This window comes from Camelimonas sp. FR25, assembly GCF_059740505.1.
Map to the genome: position 1 here is coordinate 18,713 of NZ_JCAWFG010000087.1, position 23,936 is coordinate 42,648.

The following is a 23,936-nucleotide window of genomic DNA, read 5'->3' on the forward strand; positions in this document are numbered from 1 at the left end:
GCGGCGCTCAATCCGGCAGCGGAATGAACTCGTCGCGGTCGGTGGGCGGCAGGTCGAACTGGCCTTCGCCCCATTTGCCGGCGCGCCACTCATCCTTGGCGTGCTCAATCTTATCGCGCGACGAGGCCACGAAGTTCCACCACACATAGCGCGGCCCGCCCAGCGTGGCGCCGCCGAGCGCCATCAGTCGCGCGCCCTGGGGGCCGGCGGCGATGGTGATCAGATCGCCAGGCCGGAACACCATCATGCGCCCGGCCTCAAAATCCTGGCCGGCGATGCTCACAACGCCCTCCATCACATAGACGCCGCGATCCTCGTGATCGTCGGGCAGCGGAAACAGCGCGCCTGGCTCCAGCGCCACATCGAGGTAGAAGGTTTCGGAATACAGCGTGGCGGGAGCGCTGGCGCCGAAGGCCGTGCCAAGCACCAGCCGCGCCTTGACGCCGCCATCCTCAAGGGTCGGCAAATCGGGCTTGCCGAAGTGCTGGAAAGACGGCGCCACCTCCTCGTGCTGCTCGGGCAGCGCCATCCAGGTCTGCACGCCGAACAGTTTGTGCGGATTGGCGCGGGTTTCCGCGTCGGTGCGCTCGGAATGGGTGACGCCCTTGCCGGCCACCATCCAGTTGACCTCGCCAGGCTTGATCGGCTGTTCGGTGCCGAGGCTGTCCCGGTGGTGGAACTCGCCGCGATACAGATAGGTGACGGTGCCAAGGCCAATATGCGGGTGCGGGCGCACGTCGATGCCGCCGCCGGTGAGAAACTCGGCGGGGCCCATCTGGTCGAAGAAAATAAACGGGCCGACCATCTGGCGGCGCGGCGCTGGCAGGGCGCGGCGCACCTCAAAGCCGCCGAGATCACGGGCGCGCGGGATGATCAGGGTCTCGATGCTGTCCATGCCGAGGGCGTCGGGGCAGCCTGGCGTCAGCGCCGGGTTCCAGCTCATGTGATGTCTCCCTTGCATCCGGCGCGCCGCGCGCCTGCATCCCGACCGCCGCGCATTGACAGGCTGGCGCGCAGCGGGCGATGACCTTGCGTCCATAATGGAGTGCGTAATGTGCCTTGCAAGCGTCAAGGCGTTTCTCGCCGAGAAAGCGCCAGACATTTCCGTTATCGAAACCGGCCAGCGCACGGCGACCGTCGCCGAGGCGGCGGCCGTGCTCGGGCTGCCGCCAGCCCGCATCGCCAAGACCCTGTCGCTGCGCAAGGGCGACGACGTGTTCCTGGTGGTGGTGCGCGGCGACGCCCGGCTCGACAACCGCAAAGCGCGCGAGGCGTTTGGCGGCAAGGTGCGGATGCTTGACCTGGCCGAGGTGGAGGCCCTCACCGGCCATCCCGTGGGCGGCGTCTGTCCCTTCGGTCTCGCCCAGCCCCTGCCAGTCTATTGCGACGTGTCCTTGCAGGCCTTTGATGAGGTGGCGCCCGCCGCCGGCTCCATCGACAGCGCCGTGCGCCTGAGCCCCGACCGGCTGGCCGCCATCACTGGCGCGACCTGGGTCGATGTCTGTCAGCCGATCAGCCCGGCGGATGGCGTGGACACAGCTGGCGAGGCCGCCGCCGCCGGCTAGGCGCGCGGCCCGAAACACGAAAACAAGGCCCAGCCTTTTAACGCGTCGCTTGCCAGCCGCCCGCACCGTTGTGGGCGGCTTTGTCATGGAAGCACCATGACAGGCGCATGGCGGCGCGCTACAGATAAAGGATATCACAAATCACAAGCGCCGCCGGCCAGGCGGCCACCGGGAGAACGACGATGGATATGGCAAGCGCGCGTCCCTATGGCGGGCCGCTGGCCCTGATGGGGGCTGGCCTGACGCTGGGCGATCTGTTCGTGGCGGAGGCGGCGCGCGGGGCGCAGCGTCCAGCCGTGCAGCACGGCGCGCGGGTGCTCAGCTATGGGGCGCTCAACGCCAGGGTCAACCAGCTGGCGCACTGGCTGCTCGGCAAGGGCTGTGTGCGTGGCGACCGCGTGGCGATCTTCGCCGAGAACTGCCCTGAATATATCGAGTTGCAACTGGCCGCCGCCAAGCTCGGGCTGATCGTCGCCTGTCAGAACTGGCGGCTCGCCCAGGAGGAGCTGGAACACTGCCTGTCGCTGGTCGCCCCGCGGCTGACGCTGGTTTCGGAGCGCCACGCCACCATGCTGGCGGGGTTCGATTGCGATGGCGGCGAGACGCTGGTGCTTGGCGAGGCCTATGAGCGCGCCCTCGCTGGCCAGAGTGATCACGAGCCGCCCGCCGGGGTGGCCGAGCCGGAGGATGGCCTCGTCATTCTGTACACCAGCGGCACCACTGGTCTGCCCAAGGGCGCGGTGATCAGCCAGCGCGCCATGATCGCGCGGGCGCTGGTGGGTCAAATCGACGGCACCTTTATCGCCGGAGCGACCTTCATCGCCTGGGCGCCGATGTTCCACATGGTCTCCACCGACAATATGCTGGCCACGCTGATCACCGGCGGCAAGGTGATCGTGATCGATGGCTTTCAGCCCGAGGTGATTGTCGCGGCGGCGGCGGGCGAGACCATTGGCTGGCTGCAGGTGATGCCCGGCACGGTGGAGCAGATCCTGGCCGAGCTGAAATCTACCGGCCAGCGACCGGCGCGGCTGGGCAGCGTCGGCTGCATGGCGGATCTGGTGCCGCGTCAGCAGATCGCCGAGCTGACCGATCTGTTGCAGGTTCCTTACATCAACAGCTTCGGCTCCACCGAAACCGGCAGCCCGCCGGCCAGCCGCAACCTGTTGCCGCCTGGCCATGCGCCGGCGCGTCTGCCCAAGCAGCAGAATTCGCTGTGCCAGATCCGTCTGGTCGATCCCGATGACCAGGATGTGGCCGACGGCGAGCCTGGTGAGCTGGCGTTTCGTGGCCCCACCCTGTTCAGCGGTTACTGGCGCGTGCCCGAGGCCAGGGACTTCCAGGGCGGCTGGTTCCACATGGGCGATGTCTTCGTGCGCAATCCGGATGGCGGGCTGGAGTTCGTTGACCGGCGCAAATATCTGATCAAATCCGGCGGCGAGAACATCTATCCGGCCGAGATCGAGCGGGTGCTGCTGGCTTCGCCGCGCATCGCCGAGGCGGTGGTGGTGCGCCAGGCCGACGCCCGCTGGGGCGAGGTTCCGGTGGCGTTCGTGGTGGCCAATGACCAGGAGCTGACCGGCGAAGAGGTGATCGCCATGTGTCGGGGCAAGATCGCCGGCTACAAGTTGCCCAAGCGGGTGCGTTTCGTCGCCGACGCCGATCTGCCGCGCAGCACCACCGGCAAGATCAAGCGCCACGAGCTGGAGGACGTGCTGAAAGGCGAGGTCGCGACAGCTTGAATTGCACCTTCCTTCCCCGGCGGCATGCTCAGGGCTGTCGCGTGCTGCGTGGCGGAGCACGCCGTGGGCTGGGAGAAGGCGATGGGTATCAGAAACGACGGGCGCGCCCGGTTGCGCCGGGCGTGCGCTGTGGCGTGTGGCGTGCTGACGTTTGGCGTGCTGGCGATGGCAGGCGGTATGGACGGGCCGGCGCAGGCGCAGGACCCGACACGGGTGTTTCTGCAGGTCGATGTGCCAGGCCGGGCCAACGCCAATCGCCACCGCCTCACGGTGATGCAACGCCAAGCCGATGGCCGCGACAGCATGCTGGCGCTGTCGTGCCGCGTCGCCGACCCGTCGGCGCTTGGGGCGGTGCTGCAACTCGGCGAAGGCGCGGCGATCCCGCCTGACGGCTTGCGCGTCGCCATCACCACCCAGGCGCCAGTCCATCGGCTCAGCCGGCGCATGGGTTCCAGCGACGCATATCTGTTCATGAACGGCGACGAGGCCATCGCAACCTTCCGCCAGTTGCTGGCGGCGGAGGAGGTGCGTTTCGACGCAGGCGCCGCCGGCGACGCCAGCTTTCGTCTCGCCGCTGACCGGCCGCGCGTCGAACGCTTCCGGCAATTATGCGCGCTGCAATAGCCAGGGACGCGGCGCGCCGCCTCCAGCCAGGGCCAGGCGCGGGTCAGAACAGGCGCACGTCGAGGATAAAGCTCTCGACGGATGCGATGGTGATGCGGGCAGCGTCAGGATGTCGGTGATTGATCAGCACATTCATATCGGGCGAGCCCGACAGGGGGACGATGGCCGAGGGAACGCGCAGCAGGGGGGTGGCGCCGCCGCCCAGCCATTGATCGCCGCGACGCTGGGTCCAGCTCTCCTGGCGTCGCCAGTTGCGCGGCAGATCGTCGACCTCAAGGGTCTCAATCGCCAGATCGTCGGGCGCGTCATAGCGCACCATGCTGAGCGCCGGCAGCAGGTCGGGGTCTTCCACATGCACCAGCTTTTCCAGCACGCACAGGGCTGGCGAGGTGGCGCAATAGGTGAGGGGCCGCCCGGCGGTGTTCCAGCGGCCGTCATATAGCAGCCCATAGCCGCCATCGAAGGACTGGGCGAAAGACGCGCCCGACAGCCGCCACAACACCATCAGGCGGCGGCGCCCCAGGCGATGCGCGCCAGCAAGCCCTCGATCACCCGCGCGCCAGCTTCCGTCTGGGCGACGTCGAGCGGCGCCTCGCCATCCAGCGCCGCCAGCGGCCGCCGCAGCCACAGGCTGGCCTTCTCGCGGTCGTCAAAGGTGTCCTCGGCCAGGGTCTGGATGCGCAACAGGCGCACGGCGCGGTCGGATTCCTCAACCGTCAGCGGTTGCTGGCTGGCGGCGCGGTGGCGACGGGTGCGCTGGGGGATGACGAAGCGGTCAATCTCCTGCTCGGTCAACCCCGCAGTGGCCAGGCCCTTCAGCGCCTGCAGCGGCAGCCGCTCGCGCACCAGCAGCGCCAGATCGGCCTGGGAACGTACGGCGCGGCCCAGAACGCTCTGGCCGCCAAGCTTGCGCGCAACTTCTGCAATAACGCCCGACATGATCCATCTCCGGCAACCTGCCGTTAATGTAGCGGCAAATTGCCGAATTGCAAGCGTAAGGCTGGGCCAGGCGGTTTCGCAAGCGTATGAAAAACTTGGTATTCCTGCCAGGCAGTCATGATCGGGCGCGGCGTCGCGCCCGAACAAGCGGCGAAGGCGGCGTCTTCAGCGTGCCTGTGGGGCCTGCCGCTAGCGGTTGAACTGGTTGGCGTTGCGCGCCGTGGAGACCATCATGTTGTAGTCGCGCACCAGCCATTCGAGGTCGCGCGCGGCGCCCTTGCGCACGTCGCCTTTGGAAGCCTGCAGTTTCTCCCGGAATGACCGCAGCTTGCCGAGGAAATCGCCGGGCCGCGAGGCGAAGACGAAGAACGCATTGGGGTGATCCGCCGCATAGGCGTCCATGTCCTTGACGGTGGCGGCGTAGCTCTGGATGGCCTGCTCAAAGGGCGGCAGCGCAATCACCGGCTGGTTTTGGGATGGAAACAGGTCGACGACGCGGCGGGCGTGCAGCATGACATTGGCGACGTGCCAGCGCGCCGTGCGCCCTTCAGTCTGCTCTATCAGCGCCAGCTCCGCCAGATCGGCGCGCGCCTTCTCGGCCCCCAGCAGGGCGTCGGCGCGGGCGCGTTCCTTGCGATAAGTCTCGATTAGCGGGGCCAGTCGGGCGTGCAGCGCCTTGCCGCCAGCCATGGCGTCGTCGGTGTAGTCCTTGCGCGTGTAGTAACGCTCGGCCTCGGCCACCACGGGCGCCAGCGCCTCATAGGCGGCGATGTAATCGGGCATCGCCGCATCAAGTTCGGTCAGCTTCGGCTCCTCGGCCACAGCGTCCTTCGCCTTGCCGATTTCACTGCGCACGTCATAGAGCGAATACATCCCATAGATCACGCGCTCCTTGCCGGTCGGGCCGGTGCGCATATTGACCCAGCTGGCGTAGCGATTGACTGAATCCGAAGCGCGCATGGTGCGGTTCATCAGCGCCACATAAGCGTTGAGCTTGCTGATCAGCGCGCGGGTCTCCGCCTCATCGGCTGGCGGTTTCGTCGCCGCGCCAGCAGGCGCTGCCGGCTTTGCCAATGGCGACTGCGCCTGCGCCGCTGACCACGCAACCGGCGTGAGCGCAGGGGCGAGGCTGGCCCCCAGGCCAAGGGCGACGCCCAGCGTCGCGCCAGGCAGATGGCGGCTGATCAGGGGAACCCTCGTTGCACGCAAAAATGTCACCGTAACGCTCCATGTGTCTATGCGCCGCTCGCCAGAAACGCATCGCGTGGCCGCGACCTGGAGCCGCCCAGGCGAACGGTATGGACAAGCCACTATCCATGCCCAGGTCGCATGGCTACTCACAAATCCGGCGCCGCGCGGCGGCGTTTGGTCGAGGTCAAGCCATTGCAATATCAGTAAAAGCACCGTTCAAGCTTGCCCGCGCAGCGTGCCGTCAGCCTGGCTGATGCGTCGGTCGTCGCGGTGCCCGCCGCTCGGCTGGTTTGTGTGGCGCGCATGGCTGCTGCTAACAGTTTTTCGTGGCTCTGGCGGCCAATGCCATGAAACGACGCGCATATTCGCCGCATTCGCTGCGCGGACATGGCGGATTTTCTTCATGCATTTGGTCTTGATGGTTGTGAAGGCGGCTGATCTGGCGGTCAATTCTGGCGCGCCGTTCCAGATTAGTCATGCGAAATCAGCAATACTTTTCGGTCGGTAGCTACAATAATACTGATGCGCCAATCACGCGCTGTGTCCGGGTAATCGTGGCTGTCGCGGGGCGCCTGGCAAGACGGTCTACGTGCGGGGGCACGTGACGCGTTCTGGTCAGAAGCGGGGGGAACATGAGTCACGATATGCGCGAGCTCAGCATCATCGTCGGGATCATCCTGTTGTTGGGGGCGCTGTCAATGATCTTTATCGGCTAGGGCGGCCGGCGTTGCGCCGGGGGGCGCGGCGTCTGACGTCCGTCAGCAGGAAGCCAGAGTGAACCCCTCCTCGACGAAAGATACCAACTGGTCGGTATTGAAGGTCAGGGGGCGCCGTGCATACATCCTCGCCACGTGCGAGGGAGATGACCGGCCATGGCCGCGACAAAACGCAAGAAGCAGCCAGATGCGGTGAAGCGGGCGTTGCTGGACAACGCCGCCCGGCTGGCGCTCGCCCATGGCCTTTCGGCGGTCACCGTTCAGGCGGTGGCTGAAGCTGCTGGTGTGTCCAAGGGCGGCTTTTTCCATCACTTTCCCAACAAGCAGGCGCTGGCTGAGGCGGTGGTCGCCGATCTCACCGGGCAGTTCGAGCAGGAGATCGACGCGCTGCTCGCGCAGGAGCCGATGGCGCCTGGTCGCTTCACCCGCGCCTATATCGCCGCCAGCCTTGGTAATCTGCAGAACGCGCCGGCGCGGCATTACGCTGCGCTGCATGTGGCGGCGCTGGCCGAGCCCGCCGCCGCCCATGCGTTGGGCCTGCGCTTCAACGCCATGCTGGCGCGTCACGCCGCCACAGACGGCGATCCATATTTCGAAATCCTGCGTATGGCGGCGGATGGGGCGTGGGGGGCGGCGTTGCGCGCCCCTGCCGACGCCCCGGGCCCGGATATTCCCGCTTTACGTCAACGTCTCATCGCAATGAGCAGGCAGCATCAGGCATGAACTTCTTTCGCGTCGCGCAGGCCTGCCTGCTGGGCTCCCGTCTTCGTCCTGACGCTGCAGCAAGGCGCGGCGGCCAGCGCGCATCGGCAGCTGGCATGGCGCAGCGCTGTCTGCTGCTGTTGGGCGCAGCCATGGTGCCCATGGTCCTGCTTGCCCCATCTGGCCTGATCAGCGCGGCCATGGCGCGCGACGACGCGCCGAAGGACGACAGGGCCGCCGCCCGCGCGCCGCTGGTCAGCGTCGTCACCGTCGACCGGGCCCCACTGGTGCAGTCCGTGGTGGCGACGGGCTCGCTGATCCCGCGCGACGAGATTCTGGTCGCGCCAGAGATCGATGGCCAGCAGGTGATCGCCGTACTGGTGGAGGAGGGCGACCGGGTCGAGAAGGGCCAGGTGCTGGCGCAATTGTCGGCGGAGCTGATCAATCGGCAGATCGCCCAGCAGCAGGCCGTGGTGGCGCGGGCCGCCGCCGCCATCCCCCAGGCGCAGAGCAATATCGCCCAGGCCCAGGCCGCCAATACCGAGGCGCAGCTGGCTTATGAGCGCGCCAGCACATTGCTGAAGGGCGGCAACACCACGGCGGCGGTGATGGAGGGGCGCGTCGCCACCCTGCGTCAGACCGAAGGCCGGCTGGCCCACGCCAGGAGCGGCCTCGCCGCTGCTGAGGCCGAGCTGGCCCAGGCCCGCGCCATGCTGGCCGAGCTGGAGCTGCGTCTCGCCCGCACCCAGATTCGCGCCCCCGAGGCAGGAGTAGTCAGCCGCCGCGCCGTCCGGCTCGGCATGAATGTCGCCGCCGGCGGCGAGCCGCTGTTCCGGCTCATCGCGCGCGGCGAGATCGAATTTGAAGGCGAGGTGCTGGAGACGGCGCTGCCGCAAATCCGCGCCGACGCCCCGGCAACGGTCGAGGCCGGCGGCCAGAGCTTCAGCGGCACGGTGCGGGCGGTCTATCCCGAAGTTGATCGCGCCACCCGGCTCGGCAAGGTGCGGGTGCGCCTGCCGGCCGATCCGCGCCTGCGCATCGGCTCCTTCGCCACCGGCCGGATTGAGCTGGCGCGCAGCGACGGGGTCGCCGCGCCGGTCAAGGCCGTGGCGTTCAGTGGCCCAGGCGAGGGCCGCGTGCTGGTGGTGCAGGATGGCGTGGTGCGGGAGCGCGCCGTGCGCACGGGCATCACCGAGGGCGACCAGGTGGAGATCCGCGAAGGGCTGGCGCCCGGCGACATGGTGGTCGCCCAGGCCGGCAGCTTTCTGCGCGACGGCGACGCGGTGCGCGTCCGACAGACCCGTACGCCGGACCCCGCGCCTGCGGTCAAATCCGCGGCGCGCGAGCCGCAGCCAGACCGCCGGTCGACGTCTCATTAAGGCAGCCCATCGCCGCCCCCGCCCATCGCCCTGAGCTTCGCCTGACGCCTGTCACGCAACATTGGACACCATCATGCGTCTGAATATTTCGGCATGGGCCATCCGCAACCCGATCCCGCCGGTCGTGCTGTTCTTCGTGCTGACCATGCTTGGCCTGTTCAGCTTCCGCAGCCTGCCGGTGACGCTGATGCCCAATGTCGACATCCCCGTGGTGTCGGTGACGGTGACTCAGGCCGGGGCGTCGCCCGCTGAGCTACAGACCCAGGTCACCCGCATCATCGAGGATTCCATCGCCGGCGTTGCGGGCGTCAAACACATCCTCTCGACCATCAATGAGGGCGCCTCGGTCACCACCGTACAGTTCGTCATCGAGACGGGCGTCGACCGGGCGGTGAACGACGTCAAGGACGCCGTGGCCAAGGTGCGCATCGACCTGCCGCGCTCCATCGACGAGCCGGTGATCCAGCGCGTCAATGTCATGGGCATGCCCATCCTCACCTATGCGGTGCGGGCCCCGGCGATGACGGGCGCCGATCTGTCATGGTTCGTTGAGGATACGGCGGCGCGGGCGGTGCAGGGCGTGCGCGGCGTCGGCGGCGTCACCGTGCTCGGCGGCGTCACCCGGGAAGTGCGGGTGGAGCTGAAGCCTGACCGGCTGCAGGCGCTGGGCGTCACCGCCGCCGAGGTTAACCGGCAATTGCGCGCCACCTCCGTCGACATGGCCGGCGGCCGGGGCGAAATCGGCGGACGCGAGCAATCGATCCGCACCCTCGCCGCCGCCAACACCATCGACAAATTGAAGGCGACCAGCATCGCCCTGTCTGGCGGGCGCAAGATCCGCCTCGATGAGCTGGCCGATGTGCATGACAGCCATGAGGAGCCGCGCACCTTCGCCCGCCACGATGGCGCCCCGGTGATCGCGCTCGCCGTGTCGCGCGGCGCAGGCGCCAGCGACGCCACCGTGGCGGAAGCGGTGCAGAAGAAGATCGACGCGCTGAAGGCGCGCTATCCCGAGGTGCAGTTCGACCTCGTGGACAGCACGGTCGGCATGACTTTGGGCAGCTATCGCTCGGCCATGCAGACCCTGCTGGAGGGCGCGGCGCTGGCGGTGATTGTGGTGTTCATCTTCCTGCGCGACTGGCGGGCGACGATCATCACCGCGCTGGCCCTGCCGCTGTCGGTGCTGCCCACCTTCTGGATCATGGAGTCCATGGGCTTCACGCTCAATATGGTGAGCCTGCTGGCCATCACCCTGGTGACAGGCGTGCTGGTGGACGACGCCATCGTCGAGATCGAGAACGTGGTGCGGCATTTGCGGATGGGCAAATCGCCCTATCGCGCGGCGCTGGAAGGCGCGGACGAGATTGGCCTCGCCGTCATCGCCATCACCGCCTCGCTGATCGCAGTGTTTGCGCCGGTGTCGTTCATGGGCGGCATCGCCGGGCGCTATTTCGTGCAGTTCGGCCTGACCATCGCCGTATCCGTGTTCATGTCGCTGCTGGTGGCGCGGCTGATCACGCCGTTGCTGGCGGCCTATTTCCTGCGCGACCACGGCCATCAGGCCAGGGAAGATGGCTGGCTGATGCGGCTGTATATGCGGATGGTGCGCTGGTCGACGCGGCATCGCGTGCTGACGCTGGCGCTTGGGCTGGCGCTGTTCATTGGCTCGCTCGCCTCGGCCGGCCTGCTGCCATCGGGCTTCCTGCCCCGCCAGGACAATTCGCGCACCATGGTGGTGGTGGAGCTGGCGCCAGGCGCCCGCCTCGCCGACACCATCGCCACTACCGAGCGGATCTCGAAGAACATTCGCACCTTGCCAGAGGTGGCATCGGTGTTCGTTGACGGCGGCCGCCAGGGCGTGTCGAAACAGGAGACGCGCGCCGCCAATATCATCATCAACCTCAAGCCGAAGGCGCAGCGCGACCGCAAGCAGGAGCAGGTTGAGGCGGCGATCATGCAATTGCTGCGCGACGAGCCGGACATCCGTTTCTGGACCATGCGCGACAATGGCCAGCGCGATCTGGCCCTCGTGGTCAGCGGCGACAATATCGACCAGGTGACCGAGGTGGCGGCGCGACTGCAGCGCGATATGGCCAAATTCCCGCAATTGGTGTCGGTGATGTCGACCGCGCCGCTGGACCGCAATGAAATCCGCATCCAGCCGCGTGAAGCCGTGGCGGCGGAGCTTGGCGTCGCCACGGACGTCATCGCCGAGACGGTGCGGGTGGCGACCATTGGCGACGCCGGGATGAATTTGCCGCGCTTCAACGCCGAGGATCGTCAGGTGCCGATCCGGGTGATGTTGCCGGAATATTATCGCGACAACATGAGCCATCTGGAGAATCTGAAGGTGCCCACCCGCTCCGGCGCGGCGGCGCCGCTGGCGGCGGTGGCCAGCATCAGTTTTGGCCAGGGCCCGGCGGCGATCGAGCGCTACGACCGCGCCGTGCGCGTGGCGGTGGAAGGCAATATGGCCGGCACCGACGCTCTGGGCTCACTGCTCGCTGCGGCGCTTGAAACCCCAACAGCCAGGTCGCTGCCGCCAGGCGTCACCATCAGCCAGACCGGCGACGCCGAGGTGATGGAGGAGGTGTTCAGCGGCTTCTACATGGCCATGGGCGCTGGCGTGATGATGGTTTACGCCGTCCTCGTGCTGCTGTTCCGCTCGTTCCTGCAGCCCATCACCATTCTGTTCTCGCTGCCGCTGTCGATCGGCGGCGCCATGCTCGGCCTGCTGCTGAGTAATATGGCGATCTCGATGCCCGTGGTGATCGGCATGCTGATGCTGATGGGGCTGGTGACCAAAAACGCCATCATGCTGGTGGACTTCGCCGTGGAAGCCATTCGCCGTGGCGTCGACCCGGTCACCGCCATCATCGACGCCGGTCACAAGCGGGCCCAGCCGATCATCATGACCACCATCGCCATGGCGGCTGGCATGGCGCCCTCGGCGCTGGCGCTGGGTGAGGGCGGCGAGTTCCGCGCGCCCATGGCCATCGCCGTCATCGCCGGCCTCATGGTCTCCACCTTGCTGACGCTGGTGTTCGTGCCGGCGGTGTTCCTGCTGATCAACAGCCTGGAGGGCTGGCTGGGGCGCAGGCTGGGCGTGCTTGTCGGGCCGCGCGATGAGCCCGATGCGCCCGAACGCGAGGCTGGCGCAGGCGCCGGCTGAGCCAGGGCGAGGCTTACGCACGCAATTAGATGTTGACCATCATCATTATGCGTTTATATGATGATTAACATCTAATTTGATGAGCGGAGCCGCCATGAAAGTCACCCGCGCAAAGGCTCATGAAAATCGCGCCCGCGTGGTGGCGGAGGCGAGCCGAATGTTTCGCCGCAATGGCACAGAGGCGGTGGGCATCAGCGAACTGATGCGCGCCTCGGGCCTCACCCATGGCGGCTTCTACAAACAGTTCCCGTCGAAAGAGGCGCTGGTCGGCGAAGCCTGTCGCGCGGCGCTGGAACATACCCATGCCCGTTGGCAGGCCTGGCTGCCCGAGGGCGCCGGCCGCCGCAGCGCTTTCATCGCAGGTTATCTGTCGCAACAGCATCTGGCCGATGCCGGCGATGGCTGCGTGTTGCCGGCCCTCGCCGCCGAAGCGCCGCGCCATGGCCCGGAGGTGCGCGCCGTATTCACCGACGCCATCGCGACCTATGCGCAGCTTCTAACCGACGCGTCGCAACCTGGCGCAGAGCGTGATGGACCAACCCAGGCCGGCGTCGCGCAAGAACAGGCCTCTACGCAAGAACAGGCCTGCTGGCAAGAATTGGCCCCGTCGCCCGCCGCCCGTCGCGAGGCGCTGGCCGCGCTGTCGCAAATGGTCGGCGCCGTGCTGCTGGCTCGCGCCACCAATGATCCCACCCTCGGCGCTGAATTGCTCGACGCGGCCCGCGTCGCGCTCGGCGTCGCCACTTCCGCCAGCCCAGGCCCGCAGGCCGAGGAGAGCACGCCATGATTGACATGATGACTGCCGACGCCGCCGGCCTCGCCTTCGTACGTAGCCTGCGCGACGGCGCGCTGACCCCGCCGACGATGATCGGCCTTGTGCCGGCGAGCATCGCCGAAGCCAACCCTGGCAAGGTGGTGATGGAAGCCACCCCTGGCCCTCGCCACGACAATGGCGCGGGCATGGCGCATGGCGGCTGGGCGATGACCCTGCTCGACACCGCCATGGGCCTCGCCGTCCGCACCCTGCTCGACGGCGATCGCACCTGCGTCACCACCGATCTCACCGTGCGCTTCCACAGGCCGGCGCGCCCCGCCCAGGGCCCTTACCAGATCATCGCCCAGGTGCTGGTTGACGCCGGGCGCAGCTTCACCACGCTCGCCCGCATCGAGAGCGCCGACGGGGTGATCCACGCCTCGGCCACCGGCGCGTTTCAGGCCGTGTCCCTGCCTGCCCATTGAGCCGGGCAGGCGGTCGCGGCGCTGGCTCGTCGTCATACCACCGTCGCAGCTATTGTTGGCGTCGCCGCTCAGGCGGCGCGCGTTTCAACCCGCTTGATGCGTCGCCACACCTGATCGACGTCGGCAATGGCGAGGTGAAGCGTCCCGGCCAGCGTGGCGGCGAAGTCTTGCGCATCGACAATCTGGCGCTCGCTGACGCCGCCCGCCGTCACATGGCGCAGCGTCGCGTTCTTGAGCGCCACATAGCCGTCGGGCCTGTGGCGGAACATGGCCAGCGCATTGGCGAAGGGCGAACCTTTGTCCTGCATCAGCCAGGCGTGGGCGGCGGCCATCGCCGCTTCATCACTGTAGTCTGGCCGGAAGTCAAAACTCGGGGCGACGCCGAGCCGGTGATTGCGGAACCGCAGCCAGCCGTCGTCGGTCTGCTCAATCGCATAAGCGAAGCCGCGTTGGCGCAGTGAGCCGACGCGCATGGGCGTGGGCGAAAGAATGGCGTCGCCGACGCCGACCTCGGCGAGATAGGGCTGGTCAAGGTCGACGCGCAGCGTCAGGTGATTGCCGACCGCCATGGGGCCAAGCTTCTCGCGGTCAACGCCGCCACACAGCCGGGTGACCTGAAAACCAAGGGCGGTGAGGGCGGCGCCGAACAGGCCATTCATCTCATAGCACCAGCCGCCGCGGCCCTGCCGCACCAGCTTGTCAAAGCCGGTGGCGGGCGGGGCCTGCTGCGGCCAGCCCATGAAGGCGTCGAGCGTCTCCCAGGTGAAGCTGAGCAGATGGGCGCGGTGCAATTGCGTCAGGCCCGCCAGATCAGGCGTGACCGGCTGGCGCACGCCGATGCGCGCCAGATAGGCGGCGCATTGTTCCGGCGACAGCGAGGGCGCGGCGGTCGTCGCCGGCGCAGGGGTCGGGGCGTTCATGTTGGGCATCCTTTTGCACAAGAGCTGCGGCTGGCCATCAGTGCGGCGCTGTCCTGGCGACAGCGGCAGGCGCGTCCTGTGGCGACACATGCACCGACGTCGGCAGGGCGCGACAGGCTGCGCCTCCGGGCCAGCCGCCGGCATGACACAGTTATAGTCGTCGGGCGGGTCCGCCATTTCCTAAATGATTGTCAACTCCGGCCGCCACATACTAAAACAATGCTCACCCCATGGCCTTGATTGAAGCAGACCCATGCAGGCAGACTCTGCAATACTTGCGTTGTTACAGGCCCCGCTCATGGGGCTGGCGGCGGCCAGTGACGCCGGCGGCCGGCCGTCGGTGGGGCGGGTGGTGGGCGTGGAGGCGGTTGAGGGCGGGCGCATGTTCGACATCTGCTTCTCCGCCTGGCAATGGCCAGCGCTGGCGGCGGATGTGCGCGGTCATGGCCGGCTGGCGGTCACCCTGGTGCGCCCCGCCGATTATCTCTGTCACCAGCTCAAGGGGCGCGCCGCCCTGCGCGCCGCCAACGCCGCCGATCACGCCGCCGCTGCGCGCTTCATCGCCCGTGCGAAGACAGAGCTGGCGCGGCTCGGCGTGGCGGAGGCGATGAGCGATCTGTGGCTGTGCGACCGGGATCTGGTGACGGCGCGTCTGCGGCTTGAGGAAGTCTATGAGCAGACGCCAGGCCCGCGCGCCGGCATGGCGGCTGTGGCTCCGGCGGCGGGCGCAGCGCCATGAGCCTGCGCCTCGCCGATCTGTCACGCTGCTTTGACGGGGTGATCCCTTCGGTGATCGCCACCGCCGCCGCCGACGGCACGCCAAATGTCTCCTATCTGTCGCATGTGGTGCGGGTCGACGCCGATCACATCGCTTTGTCCAATCAGTTCTTCGCCAAGACGGCGGCGAATGTCCGCGCCAATCCGCAGGTGACGGTGTTGCTGGTCGATGGCCTGACCGGGGCGCAATTCGCGCTCGACGTCAGCTTCGTGCGTCCCCTTGACCACGGCCCGTTGTTTGACCGCATCGCCCGCCAGCTGGCGGCCAGCAGCGCCCAGGCCGGCATGGCGGATGTGATGCGCCTGCGGAGCGCCGACGTCTTCCGCGTGAAGTCGATCAGCGCCGTGGCGGCGCCGGAACCCTCCCTCGGCCTGGCGGCGCACGGGGGCGATGACGCCGGGGCCGGACAGGTGGGCGGCGCCCATGTGCAGGAGCCGCCGCATTTGCCCGCCCTTGCCGATGCGGCGCGCGCCATCCTGCAGCAGGACGACGCGGCGGCGATTATTGACACGCTGCTGATGGCGATCCGCGAGACCCTGGGCTGTAACCACGCGCTGGTGCTGATCCGTGACCAGCGTCGCGGTCGTCTCGTCACCACAGGCGGCATGGGCTATACGCCGCCCGGTATTGGCTCTGAAGTGAGCGAGCACGATGGGCTGGTTGGCGCCGCCATGGCGCAGGGGCGCACGGTGCGGATCAGCGACCTCAGCCGGGTGCGCCGCTTTGGCGCCGCGATGGGCGCGACGATCGATGACGATCCGGGGCGCATGGTGGCGCTGCCCCGGCTCACCGGGGCCATGAGCCAGATGGCGACGCCCCTGATCGCCCGGGGCCACAGCCTTGGCGCGGTTTTCGTGGAGAGTCGCGCGCGGCTCGCCTTTAGCGAGGAATGCGCTGCGGCGCTCGAGCTGCTGGCAGGCCATGCCGCCATGATGTTGTGGGCCAATGAGCGCGACGCCCAGCCTGTCGACGGCGCCAGCGCCGGTGCGACGGATGGCGTTGCGCCGCCAGGCCCGTCGCCAAACCCGCCTCCAGGCCCGCCACCAAACCCGTCGCAGCAGACCCAGCCGCCGCCAGCCGCCAGTCTGGCGATGGCCCGGCAGGCGGGCGGACGGCCCATCAAGGTGACGCATCACGCCTTCGACGACAGCATTTTCATCGACGGCGTCTATATCGTGAAGGGCGTCGCCGGGGCGCTGCTGCAACTGATGTTGCAACGACATCTCGCCGATGGCCGCACCGCCTTCAGCAACCGCGAATTGCGCCTCGCCGCCGGACCACGCATGCCCGACATCAAGGACAATCTCGAGACGCGGCTACTGCTGCTACGGCGACGGCTGGAGGAAAAACAGGCCCCCATACGGCTGCTGCGCACCGGTCGCGGCCAGATCCAGCTGGACATGACAGGCGCGCCGCAGCTGGAGCAGGCCCCCTGAGGGCGCGTACCCTCTGCAGCGCGCGCCGGGCCGGCCCGCCGTTCAGGAGGCGACGCCCTGGAGCGCTTTCCGGTCAAACGGAATAGTTTGATCGATCCGAATTCGCTCCCTGCACAGAGCGCTTTCCGGTCAAACGGTTCGTTTGATCGATCCGAATTCGCTCCCTGCACAGAGCGCTTTCCGGTCAAACGGGTTCGTTTGACCGATCAGAATTCGCTCCCTGCATAGAGCGCTTTCCGGTCAAACGGGTTCGTTTGACCGATCAGGATTCGCTCTCTTCATAGAGCGCTTTCCGGTCAAACGGTTCGTTTGACCGATAAGAATTCGCTCCCTGCATGAACCCGGTGAACATGTGGCGTTCCTGAGAGATCGACGCATGCTAGATGCTCTGTCCGCCCGAGGCCTCGATGCGCTGCCCGGTCACCCAGCCATTGTCGTCGCGCAGCAGGCTGGCGATCATCGGGCCGATGTCGTCGGGTTGGCCGACCCGGCCAAGGGCGGTGATGGCGGCGAACCGGGCGTTGACGTCGGCATTATCGCGCACCAGCCCGCCGCCAAAATCGGTGGCGATCGCGCCGGGCGCGACGGTGTTGACGGTAATGCCGCGCCCGCCAAACTCGCGCGCCATATAGACGCCCAGCATCTCCACTGCGGCCTTCGCCGCCGCATAAGCGGCGAAGCCGGGATAGGATATGCGCGTCAGCCCCGACGACAGATTGATGATGCGACCGCCGTCGGCAAGCAGCGGCGCCAGCCGTTGCACGAGAAAGAAAACCCCCTTCACATGCACATCGAACAGGCCGTCAAACTGCGCCTCGGTCGTGTCATTGATCAAAGCGAATTCGCCATGGCCGGCGTTATTGACCAGATGATCGAACCGCTCGCGCCGCCAATGCGTCGCCAGAAGGCGCTGAAGCTGCGCCGCGGCCTCAGGAAGTTCAGCGAACTTGCCGACATCGAGCCGTAACGCGGCGGCCGTGGCGCCAAGGGCGCGGGCTTCGGCCACGACGGCTTCGGCCTGCCCGGCGGCGCCGCGGTGCGCGATGATGACGTCGCCGCCGCGCGCTGCGATGGCGAGGGCGGTATTGCGGCCAAGGCCACGATTGGCGCCGGTGATAAGAGCGATTTTGCGCATCAGCCTGTCCTTTCGCTGTCTGATGCGCTGAACATGCGGCGCCAGCGAGCGGCAAACTTGCCTGATCCTCGCGATTGTTTGCCCGATCTTCTGGCGCTCCACCCGGAGCGGGCGCGGGAGGCGCGCCATGGGTTGGGCCACGACCAGACGGCGGCGACAATTTACAAGAAAAATCAGTGTCGAAGCCCTACGTCGCCAACTGCCGAAGAGTTATTGCAATCTGGCGCGCCAGGCGCAAAATGCCCCCCGCGATCGCCCGGCTTGCCTGAAAGCATCCCATGTCCGCCAATCTTCTGGATCTGTGTCGTCGGTATGCCGACGCCCACGCCGGTCCCGACGGGGTGGCGGCGACGCCTGCGCAGGGCGTGTCGGTGGTCCGCATCCTGCGCCCCGGGGAGCTGCAGATTGCGGTTCAGAAGCCGCTGATCGCCATGCTGCTGTAGGGGCGCAAGCGCGTCACCACCGCGCGCTTCAGCTTCGAATATGCGGCGGGGGAGGCGATGGTCATCGCCGCCGACGTGCCGACGGTCAGCCAGGTGACGGTGGCGAGCCGCGTCGCGCCTTATTACGCGCTGGTGCTGGAGTTTGACCCGGCGTTATTGCGCGAACTGGCCGACGCCGCGCCAGTGCGCCCCGGCGCTCCCGGCGCGGTGCAGGTCGCGGCGATCGATCCGGATGTGGCCGATGCGGCGCTGCGGCTGGCGCGGCTGTTCGACGAGCCTGCAGCGATGACCGCGCTGGGCGCCGGCCTGTTGCGCGAATTGCATTACTGGCTGCTGGCGGGCCGCCATGGCGCGGCGATCCGGGGCCTTGGCGCTGCGGACAGCCACGCTATGCGCATCAACCGCGCCGTGGCGATGCTGCGGGATGGCTTCGCCCGCACCATCCGGGTGCAGGAGCTGGCGGCGGCGGCGGGCATGAGTGAGCCGGTGTTCCACCAGCATTTCCGCGCCATCACCACGCTGTCGCCGCTGCAGTTTCAGAAGCAGTTGCGGCTGATCGAGGCGCGCCGCCTGATGCTGGCGCAGGGCCTGAACGTCGCCCAGGCGGCCCACGCCGTTGGCTACGCCAGCGCGCCGCAATTCACCCGCGACTACAGCCGCCTGTTCGCCTGCCCCCCAGGCCGCGACGCCCGCCTCGCGCGGGCCGGCGCCGGATGACCGGCGGCAAGGGCAGGAGGATTGGACTGAAGGTGCTGCGGGCAAGGCGAAATTCGCCCTGACAAGGTAACATGATACCAGGATGCGAAGATGCTGACGCATCCGCATCCTGACATGCTCAGGCGCCGCACGGGCTTAACCAGAACCCGATCTGTCATGCTCATCGGGTGCCGGCATAAGCCAGGGGCACGCCAGGGTACGCCAAGGCTGTGTCCACGCTGCGCCGATTGCGCCAGGCTGCGCTTTCATGGGCGCCCGAAAGACTAACCCCACCCTCGAAAAGCTTAGACGCCGCGCCGAACGCACAGTTTGCGCCAGCGCGCGCCCCAACAGGAATATGCCTCAGGAAAGCCTGAATGACGGCATGACGCCAGAACCCGATGAGCATGACTCATCGGGTTCTGGCCAAGCCCGTGCGGCGCCTGAGCATTTCAGGATGCGGATGCGTCAGCATCTTCGCATCCTGGCATGACGCCTGTTGTGGAGCATCGCCATGATCATCGTCCGAAGCCCATTGCGCGTGTCGTTTTTCGGCGGCGGCACAGATCACCCGGCGTGGCTCGATCGCAACGAGCCCGGGGCGGTGCTGTCGACCACCATCAACAAATATGTCTATGTGCAGATGCGTCGCCTGCCGGCGGTGTTTGATTTCAACTATCGCGTCGCCTGGGGCATGCTGGAAGAAGTGGCCAGCATCAATGAAATACAGCACCCGGTTGTGCGTGAATCCTTGCGGCATTACGGCGCTGACGGCGACAGCGGCTATGAGATCATCTACAACGCCGACCTGCCGTCGCGCACCGGGCTGGGTTCAAGCTCGGCGTTCACCGTCTCCTTCCTGCATGCCTATTTCGCCAATCTTGGCCGGCTGTCGCACAAGGGGGCGCTGGCGCGCGAGGCGATCTTCGTCGAGCAGCAGCTGCTGAGGGAGACCGTTGGCTATCAGGATCAGGTGGCCGCGGCGCATGGCGGTTTCAACCGGATCGATTTTGATCAGGGCGGCGATTACCGGGTCAAACCGCTGAATATCCTGCCCGCCCGCCGCGCCGAGCTCGAAGGCTCGCTGATGATGTTCTTCACCGGCTTCAGCCGGTCGGCCAATGCGATCGAACAGAAGAAGGTGGCGCATTTTGGCGAGCGTCGCCGCGAGCTGCGCGCCATCTATGACATGGTCAATGAGGGTGAGCGTATCCTGACCGATCACAGCCGGTCGCTGTCCGATTTTGGTGATCTGCTGCATGTGGCCTGGTCGGAAAAGCGCAAGCTGGATCCCTGCGTCTCCACGCCCATTATTGATGAATACTATGAGCGGGCGCGCAAGGCCGGGGCGCTGGGCGGCAAATTGCTGGGGGCGGGCGGCGGCGGCTTCCTGCTCACTTTTGTGCCGGAGACAGCCCGCGCCGCTGTGATGGAGGCCATGGCCCCGCTGGCCTATGTGCCGTTCGGCATGGAGCGCGATGGCACGTCAGTGGTGCTGTACAACCCCGACCTCACCGCCAATTACCTTACGGCCTGCGCAAGGGTGTCCTGACCATGACCACGCATGTTCACCCGATGCCGTCTGCGCCATCTGTCGCCGGCGCACATGAGGTCGCGCCCTACGTCTGTCCGTCGGGGAGCGGTCTGTGGGCCGCCATCGAGCAGGCGCTGGATAATGGCGATGGCGAGTTGTTCGTCACCGACGACGGCGGGCGCTTTTTGCGGCAACTGAGCCTCGCCGACCTGCGCGCCGCCGTCCGCTCCGGGGCCTATCGCACGCAATTACGGCTGGGCGATATCGCGGCGCAGGCTGAGACCGGGCGGCCCGCGCCGCCAGTCACCCCCGTGCTCGACGACGCGAGGCGGGTGGTCGGAGTCCGCCGGCATGCGGAAGCGGCCTTTGTGCCGGTGGCTGAGCCGGATCTCACCCACGCCGAATTGCGCCATGTGCTCGACGCCTTTTTGTCGACGTGGATTTCGTCGAGCGGCGATTACATCGGCCAGTTCGAGCAGGCCTTCGCCACGCGCATGGGGTGCAGCCATGGCGTCGCCACGTCGAATGGCACAGTCTCGCTGCAGCTGGCGCTGGCGGCGCTCGGCATCGGCCCCGGTGATGAAGTCATCGTGCCCGATCTGACCTTCGCCGCCTCGGCCAATACGGTGATCCATGCCGGCGCGACGCCGGTCATCGTCGATGTCGACCCCTACAGCTGGTGCGTGACGCCGGAGGCCATCGCCCGGGCCATCACCCCCCGCACGCGCGCGGTGATGCCGGTGCATGTCTTCGGCCGCCCCGCCCCCATGCGGGAAATCCGCGATCTGGCCCTGCGCCATGGCCTGTATGTGATTGAGGACGCGGCTGAGGCCCATGGCGCGGGTTATGACGGGGCGCCGGTCGGGTCCTATTCTGATATCGCCAGCTTCTCATTCTTCGCCAACAAGATCATCACCACCGGAGAAGGCGGCGTTTGCCTGACCCGGAACGCTGATCTTGCGGCGCGTCTGCGCATGTTGCGCGATCACGGCATGCGCCCTGAACGCAAATACTGGCACGAAGAGGTCGGCTTCAATTTCCGCATGACCAATATCCAGGCGGCGATTGGCTGCGCGCAGCTCGAACGCATGGACGAGCTGCTCGCCATGCGGCGCGCGGCGCATGCCCTGTACGAAGCCGCTCTGGGCGACATCCCTGGCGTGACCTTGCCGCCGCCCATGCCGGAGCGCTGCCAGCCAGTGACCTGGTTCTCCTGCGTGCTGGCGCCGCCGGAACACCGCGCGGCGCTGATCCAGGGCTGTCGCGACATCGGCGTCGACTTGCGGCCATTCTTCAACGGCCTGTCCGCCATGCCGGCCTACCGGCGTTACGCCCGCAATTGCCCGGCCAGCGCTGCGCTCTCCGCCAGCGGACTGAACCTGCCGACCTCGCGCAAGACTGACGCGGCCCTGGTGGGTCGTATCGCCGGTGTTTTTCGTCGCGTGCTCTCACCGGGGCTTCAACGCGCGGCGGAATAGTCCGGCCACGCGCAACCCTTTTCTCCGAAGGAACTGATGATGGCGTCACCCGTCCTGTCCGTCATTATCTGCACGCATAACAGGGCGCCAGACGTGCGCGAATGCCTGGAAGCGCTCCACCCGCAGCTGGAACTGACTGACACCGAGCTCATCCTCGTCGACAGCGCCTCCAACGCCGCCCATCGCGCCGAACTGGAGTCGCTTGCGGCGCAGTTCGCCAGGGTCAATCTGGTGACCATGGCCGAACCGGGCCTGTCAGCCGCGCGCAACGCCGGCATGGCGGCGGCAAACGGGGCATGGCTGGCCTTCGTTGATGACGACGCGGTTCCTGCCCCCGACTGGCATGACAATCTGCAGGCGGTGCTGGGCGGCGCGGCGGCCGATTGGGGCGCCATCGGCGGCCGCATCCTGCCGCGCTATCCCGCAGCGCTGCCGGCGCCGGAAATAGGCAGTCGCTGGAAGGTTTATCTGTCGCTGAATGAACGCACTGGCGCGCGCGACTGCAGCGACCGCTTCGAGTTGATCGCCGCCAATAGCTGCTTTCGCAAATTGGCCTTGCAGGGCGTTGATGGCTTTCCGGCGAAGCTCGGTCGCGAGAAAGGCTCTCTGCTCAGCGGTGAGGATGTCTATGTGATGCACCGGCTGCGACAGGCAGGCTGGCGCATCCGCTACGACGGCTCGTTCTGGGTCTGGCACAAGATACCGGCGGAGCGGCTGACCAGGCGCTGGGTGCACACGCGCGCCTTCTGGGAAGGCGTCACCACCATGCGCCTCAAGGGTCTGATGCATGATCGCCGGCGTTTCCCGCTGCTGATGAAGGCGCTGGTCATGACGCCGGCGGTCGGGCTGCTGTCCCTGATGGTGGGCGGCGGCGCCGAATGGGATCTGCGCTTCTGGTTTGACTACGGCCTGCTGTTCGAAGGTTTCCGCTTCGGTCGCGACGACGCGCGCAGTTGATGGTTTGACGGTCTGCAACGTCCGCCTGCGGCCGGCGCCATGGAGACGTTGCGGATGATTGATCGAGGAATGTTACAATGAGCACCCCGGGCCAACCCCAATATCTGATGGATTTCTCACTTGGCCTGATCAATCGCACGGGCGCTTATGTTATTTGCCGCGATCTGTTGCAGGAATTACCGCAGCATTTCTCCGCCGTGCGTTATTGGCGGATGCTACGCCGCCAGACGCCAGATGGTTTGCCCCGTCGTATCGCCGGGCGGCTGATGATGTGGGAAATCCGCATGCTGCGCGGCGCCAGCGCGTTGCGCTGGCCTGATGGACCGGCGCGCAGCGGCGCCCCGCGGCTGATCACTGATCCGCTCTATGTTCTTCGATCGGGCTTGTCGCGTCAGGATATTGTCCAGTGTCATGACATCGGCCCCGTGAGCCACCCCGAGTTGTTCGGTCCGTCAGTGTCGGGGCTCTATGCCGAGGCCTATGACCGGATCAGGGAGGTCGGCCCTGGCATGGTGTTTGTCAGCGACGCCACCCAGCAGGCGTTCCGCGAGCGCTATGGCGACCAGTACCGTTTCATGCAGACCGTGGCGCAATATGTACGGCCGGGCGTGTTGAGCGGCGATATGGAGCCCTGCCCAGGCCTCGACCGGCCATTTCTGCTAACGGTCGGCGCGCTGGAGCTGCGCAAGAACCATCTGCGGGTGATCGAGGCCTACCGTCGCTCCGGCCTGTTCGAGCGTGGCGTCGATTATGTGTTTTGCGGCGCGCGCGGCATCGGCGCCGACGCCATTCTGGCCAAGGCGGCGGAGACCCCTGGCGTCAGGGCGCTGGGCTATGTCAGCGAAGCGCAACTCCGCTGGCTTTACGCCAATGGAACCGGCTTTGTGCTGCCCAGCCTGCTGGAAGGCTTTGGCCTGCCGCCGATCGAGGCGGCGCAGCGCGGGCTTGTGCCGATGGTCAGCGCCGGCGGCGCCCAGGAAGAGGCGATCGGCGGCGCAGCCGTGCTGGTCGACCCCGAGTCGGTGGAGTCGATCGAAGCCGGGCTTTTACGCCTCGTCGAGATGAGCGGCGTGGAGCGCCAGAGCATTCTGCGCCGGGCGGTGCATCGTGGTTCGGTGCTGACCTATGAGCGCTATATCGCCGGTTGGGACCGGGTGCTGGCGCGCAATGACGCATTCCCGGACACCGATGGCTGGGCGCGTTCTGATCGCGAAGAGGGCGGCTTCACCTTCACGCATCCGGTGTTTCAGGGCGGCGTTCAAGCGCAAGCCCGCGTTTGATCGTTCCATG

Annotated in this window: 22 protein-coding genes and 1 pseudogene; 17 read left to right on the forward strand and 6 right to left on the reverse strand. The window is 67.0% G+C overall.

Features of this window, described 5'->3' with window-relative positions; all coding sequences use genetic code 11:
* Positions 1-7 precede the first annotated feature (7 nt).
* Positions 8-943 (reverse strand): pirin family protein, encoded by a 936-nt coding sequence (locus tag AC6A67_RS12475; RefSeq protein WP_498036875.1) that lies wholly within the window; start codon positions 941-943, stop codon positions 8-10.
* A gap of 109 nt (positions 944-1,052) precedes the next feature.
* On the opposite strand from AC6A67_RS12475, the gene AC6A67_RS12480 reads away from it, so the two are divergent.
* The 3 genes from AC6A67_RS12480 to AC6A67_RS12490 all read left to right on the forward strand — a co-directional run bounded on the left by AC6A67_RS12480 (position 1,053) and on the right by AC6A67_RS12490 (position 3,931).
* Positions 1,053-1,565, forward strand: coding sequence for a YbaK/EbsC family protein (locus AC6A67_RS12480; protein ID WP_498036876.1), 513 nt, complete (start codon positions 1,053-1,055; stop codon positions 1,563-1,565).
* A 182-nt stretch (positions 1,566-1,747) separates the two neighbouring features.
* Positions 1,748-3,307: a class I adenylate-forming enzyme family protein gene (locus AC6A67_RS12485; protein WP_498036877.1), complete on the forward strand. Its 1,560-nt coding sequence runs from the start codon at positions 1,748-1,750 to the stop codon at positions 3,305-3,307.
* Positions 3,308-3,388: 81 nt separating this feature from the next.
* The gene (locus AC6A67_RS12490; RefSeq protein WP_498036878.1) at positions 3,389-3,931 is read left to right on the forward strand and encodes a hypothetical protein; all 543 of its coding nucleotides are present in this window, start codon (positions 3,389-3,391) and stop codon (positions 3,929-3,931) included.
* A 43-nt stretch (positions 3,932-3,974) separates the two neighbouring features.
* On the opposite strand, the gene AC6A67_RS12495 is transcribed toward AC6A67_RS12490, so the two are convergent.
* The 3 genes from AC6A67_RS12495 to AC6A67_RS12505 all read right to left on the reverse strand — a co-directional run bounded on the left by AC6A67_RS12495 (position 3,975) and on the right by AC6A67_RS12505 (position 6,088).
* Positions 3,975-4,436 carry an RES family NAD+ phosphorylase gene (locus tag AC6A67_RS12495; RefSeq protein ID WP_498036879.1) on the reverse strand — a complete coding sequence of 154 codons (462 nt, stop codon included), beginning with the start codon at positions 4,434-4,436 and terminating at the stop codon, positions 3,975-3,977.
* Positions 4,436-4,870, reverse strand: coding sequence for an Xre family toxin-antitoxin system antitoxin (locus AC6A67_RS12500; protein ID WP_498036880.1), 435 nt, complete (start codon positions 4,868-4,870; stop codon positions 4,436-4,438). Before AC6A67_RS12500 ends, AC6A67_RS12495 begins: the two co-directional genes overlap by 1 nt.
* A 189-nt stretch (positions 4,871-5,059) precedes the next feature.
* A complete protein-coding gene (locus AC6A67_RS12505) occupies positions 5,060-6,088 on the reverse strand; it encodes a YiiG family protein (protein ID WP_498036881.1) in 1,029 nt (342 codons plus the stop codon).
* Positions 6,089-6,933: 845 nt separating this feature from the next.
* Here AC6A67_RS12505 and AC6A67_RS12510 point away from each other — a divergent pair.
* The 5 genes from AC6A67_RS12510 to AC6A67_RS12530 all read left to right on the forward strand — a co-directional run bounded on the left by AC6A67_RS12510 (position 6,934) and on the right by AC6A67_RS12530 (position 13,269).
* Positions 6,934-7,500 (forward strand): TetR/AcrR family transcriptional regulator, encoded by a 567-nt coding sequence (locus AC6A67_RS12510; RefSeq protein WP_498036882.1) that lies wholly within the window; start codon positions 6,934-6,936, stop codon positions 7,498-7,500.
* 95 nt (positions 7,501-7,595) lie between these two features.
* Positions 7,596-8,858, forward strand: a complete 1,263-nt coding sequence (locus AC6A67_RS12515; protein WP_498036883.1) for an efflux RND transporter periplasmic adaptor subunit — start codon at positions 7,596-7,598, stop codon at positions 8,856-8,858.
* A 73-nt stretch (positions 8,859-8,931) separates the two neighbouring features.
* Positions 8,932-12,030 (forward strand): efflux RND transporter permease subunit, encoded by a 3,099-nt coding sequence (locus AC6A67_RS12520; protein WP_498036884.1) that lies wholly within the window; start codon positions 8,932-8,934, stop codon positions 12,028-12,030.
* 94 nt (positions 12,031-12,124) lie between these two features.
* A complete protein-coding gene (locus tag AC6A67_RS12525) occupies positions 12,125-12,817 on the forward strand; it encodes a TetR/AcrR family transcriptional regulator (protein ID WP_498036885.1) in 693 nt (230 codons plus the stop codon).
* A complete protein-coding gene (locus AC6A67_RS12530) occupies positions 12,814-13,269 on the forward strand; it encodes a PaaI family thioesterase (RefSeq protein WP_498036886.1) in 456 nt (151 codons plus the stop codon). Before AC6A67_RS12525 ends, AC6A67_RS12530 begins: the two co-directional genes overlap by 4 nt.
* Positions 13,270-13,337: 68 nt before the next feature.
* Here the strand turns inward: AC6A67_RS12530 and AC6A67_RS12535 are convergent, their stop codons facing one another.
* Positions 13,338-14,189: an arylamine N-acetyltransferase family protein gene (locus AC6A67_RS12535; protein WP_498036887.1), complete on the reverse strand. Its 852-nt coding sequence runs from the start codon at positions 14,187-14,189 to the stop codon at positions 13,338-13,340.
* Positions 14,190-14,442: 253 nt separating this feature from the next.
* Between AC6A67_RS12535 and AC6A67_RS12540 the strand changes: the two genes are divergently transcribed.
* Both AC6A67_RS12540 and AC6A67_RS12545 read left to right on the forward strand, forming a co-directional pair.
* Complete coding sequence (locus AC6A67_RS12540; protein WP_498036888.1) at positions 14,443-14,928, forward strand: pyridoxamine 5'-phosphate oxidase family protein; 486 nt, start codon at positions 14,443-14,445, stop codon at positions 14,926-14,928.
* Positions 14,925-16,403 carry a pyridoxamine 5'-phosphate oxidase family protein gene (locus AC6A67_RS12545; protein WP_498036889.1) on the forward strand — a complete coding sequence of 493 codons (1,479 nt, stop codon included), beginning with the start codon at positions 14,925-14,927 and terminating at the stop codon, positions 16,401-16,403. The genes AC6A67_RS12540 and AC6A67_RS12545 overlap by 4 nt, the downstream gene beginning before the upstream one ends.
* A 379-nt stretch (positions 16,404-16,782) precedes the next feature.
* Here the strand turns inward: AC6A67_RS12545 and AC6A67_RS12550 are convergent, their stop codons facing one another.
* Entirely contained in the window at positions 16,783-17,538 is a 756-nt protein-coding gene (locus tag AC6A67_RS12550; protein ID WP_498036890.1) for an SDR family NAD(P)-dependent oxidoreductase, read from the reverse strand.
* Between the two features lie 278 nt (positions 17,539-17,816).
* Here AC6A67_RS12550 and AC6A67_RS12555 point away from each other — a divergent pair, with 278 nt between their 5' ends.
* The 7 genes and pseudogenes from AC6A67_RS12555 to AC6A67_RS12585 all read left to right on the forward strand — a co-directional run bounded on the left by AC6A67_RS12555 (position 17,817) and on the right by AC6A67_RS12585 (position 23,926).
* Positions 17,817-17,981, forward strand: a complete 165-nt coding sequence (locus AC6A67_RS12555) for a hypothetical protein (protein ID WP_498036891.1) — start codon at positions 17,817-17,819, stop codon at positions 17,979-17,981.
* A 12-nt stretch (positions 17,982-17,993) separates the two neighbouring features.
* A pseudogene (locus tag AC6A67_RS12560) lies at positions 17,994-18,323 on the forward strand (AraC family transcriptional regulator); the annotation flags it as partial.
* A 72-nt stretch (positions 18,324-18,395) separates the two neighbouring features.
* Positions 18,396-18,698: a helix-turn-helix transcriptional regulator gene (locus AC6A67_RS12565; protein WP_498036902.1), complete on the forward strand. Its 303-nt coding sequence runs from the start codon at positions 18,396-18,398 to the stop codon at positions 18,696-18,698.
* A 493-nt stretch (positions 18,699-19,191) separates the two neighbouring features.
* A complete protein-coding gene (locus AC6A67_RS12570; protein ID WP_498036892.1) occupies positions 19,192-20,229 on the forward strand; it encodes a GHMP family kinase ATP-binding protein in 1,038 nt (345 codons plus the stop codon).
* Positions 20,230-20,231: 2 nt separating this feature from the next.
* Complete coding sequence (locus AC6A67_RS12575; protein WP_498036893.1) at positions 20,232-21,689, forward strand: DegT/DnrJ/EryC1/StrS family aminotransferase; 1,458 nt, start codon at positions 20,232-20,234, stop codon at positions 21,687-21,689.
* A 39-nt stretch (positions 21,690-21,728) separates the two neighbouring features.
* Positions 21,729-22,646, forward strand: coding sequence for a glycosyltransferase (locus tag AC6A67_RS12580; protein WP_498036894.1), 918 nt, complete (start codon positions 21,729-21,731; stop codon positions 22,644-22,646).
* Positions 22,647-22,723: 77 nt separating this feature from the next.
* A complete protein-coding gene (locus tag AC6A67_RS12585) occupies positions 22,724-23,926 on the forward strand; it encodes a glycosyltransferase (RefSeq protein ID WP_498036895.1) in 1,203 nt (400 codons plus the stop codon).
* Positions 23,927-23,936 lie beyond the last annotated feature (10 nt).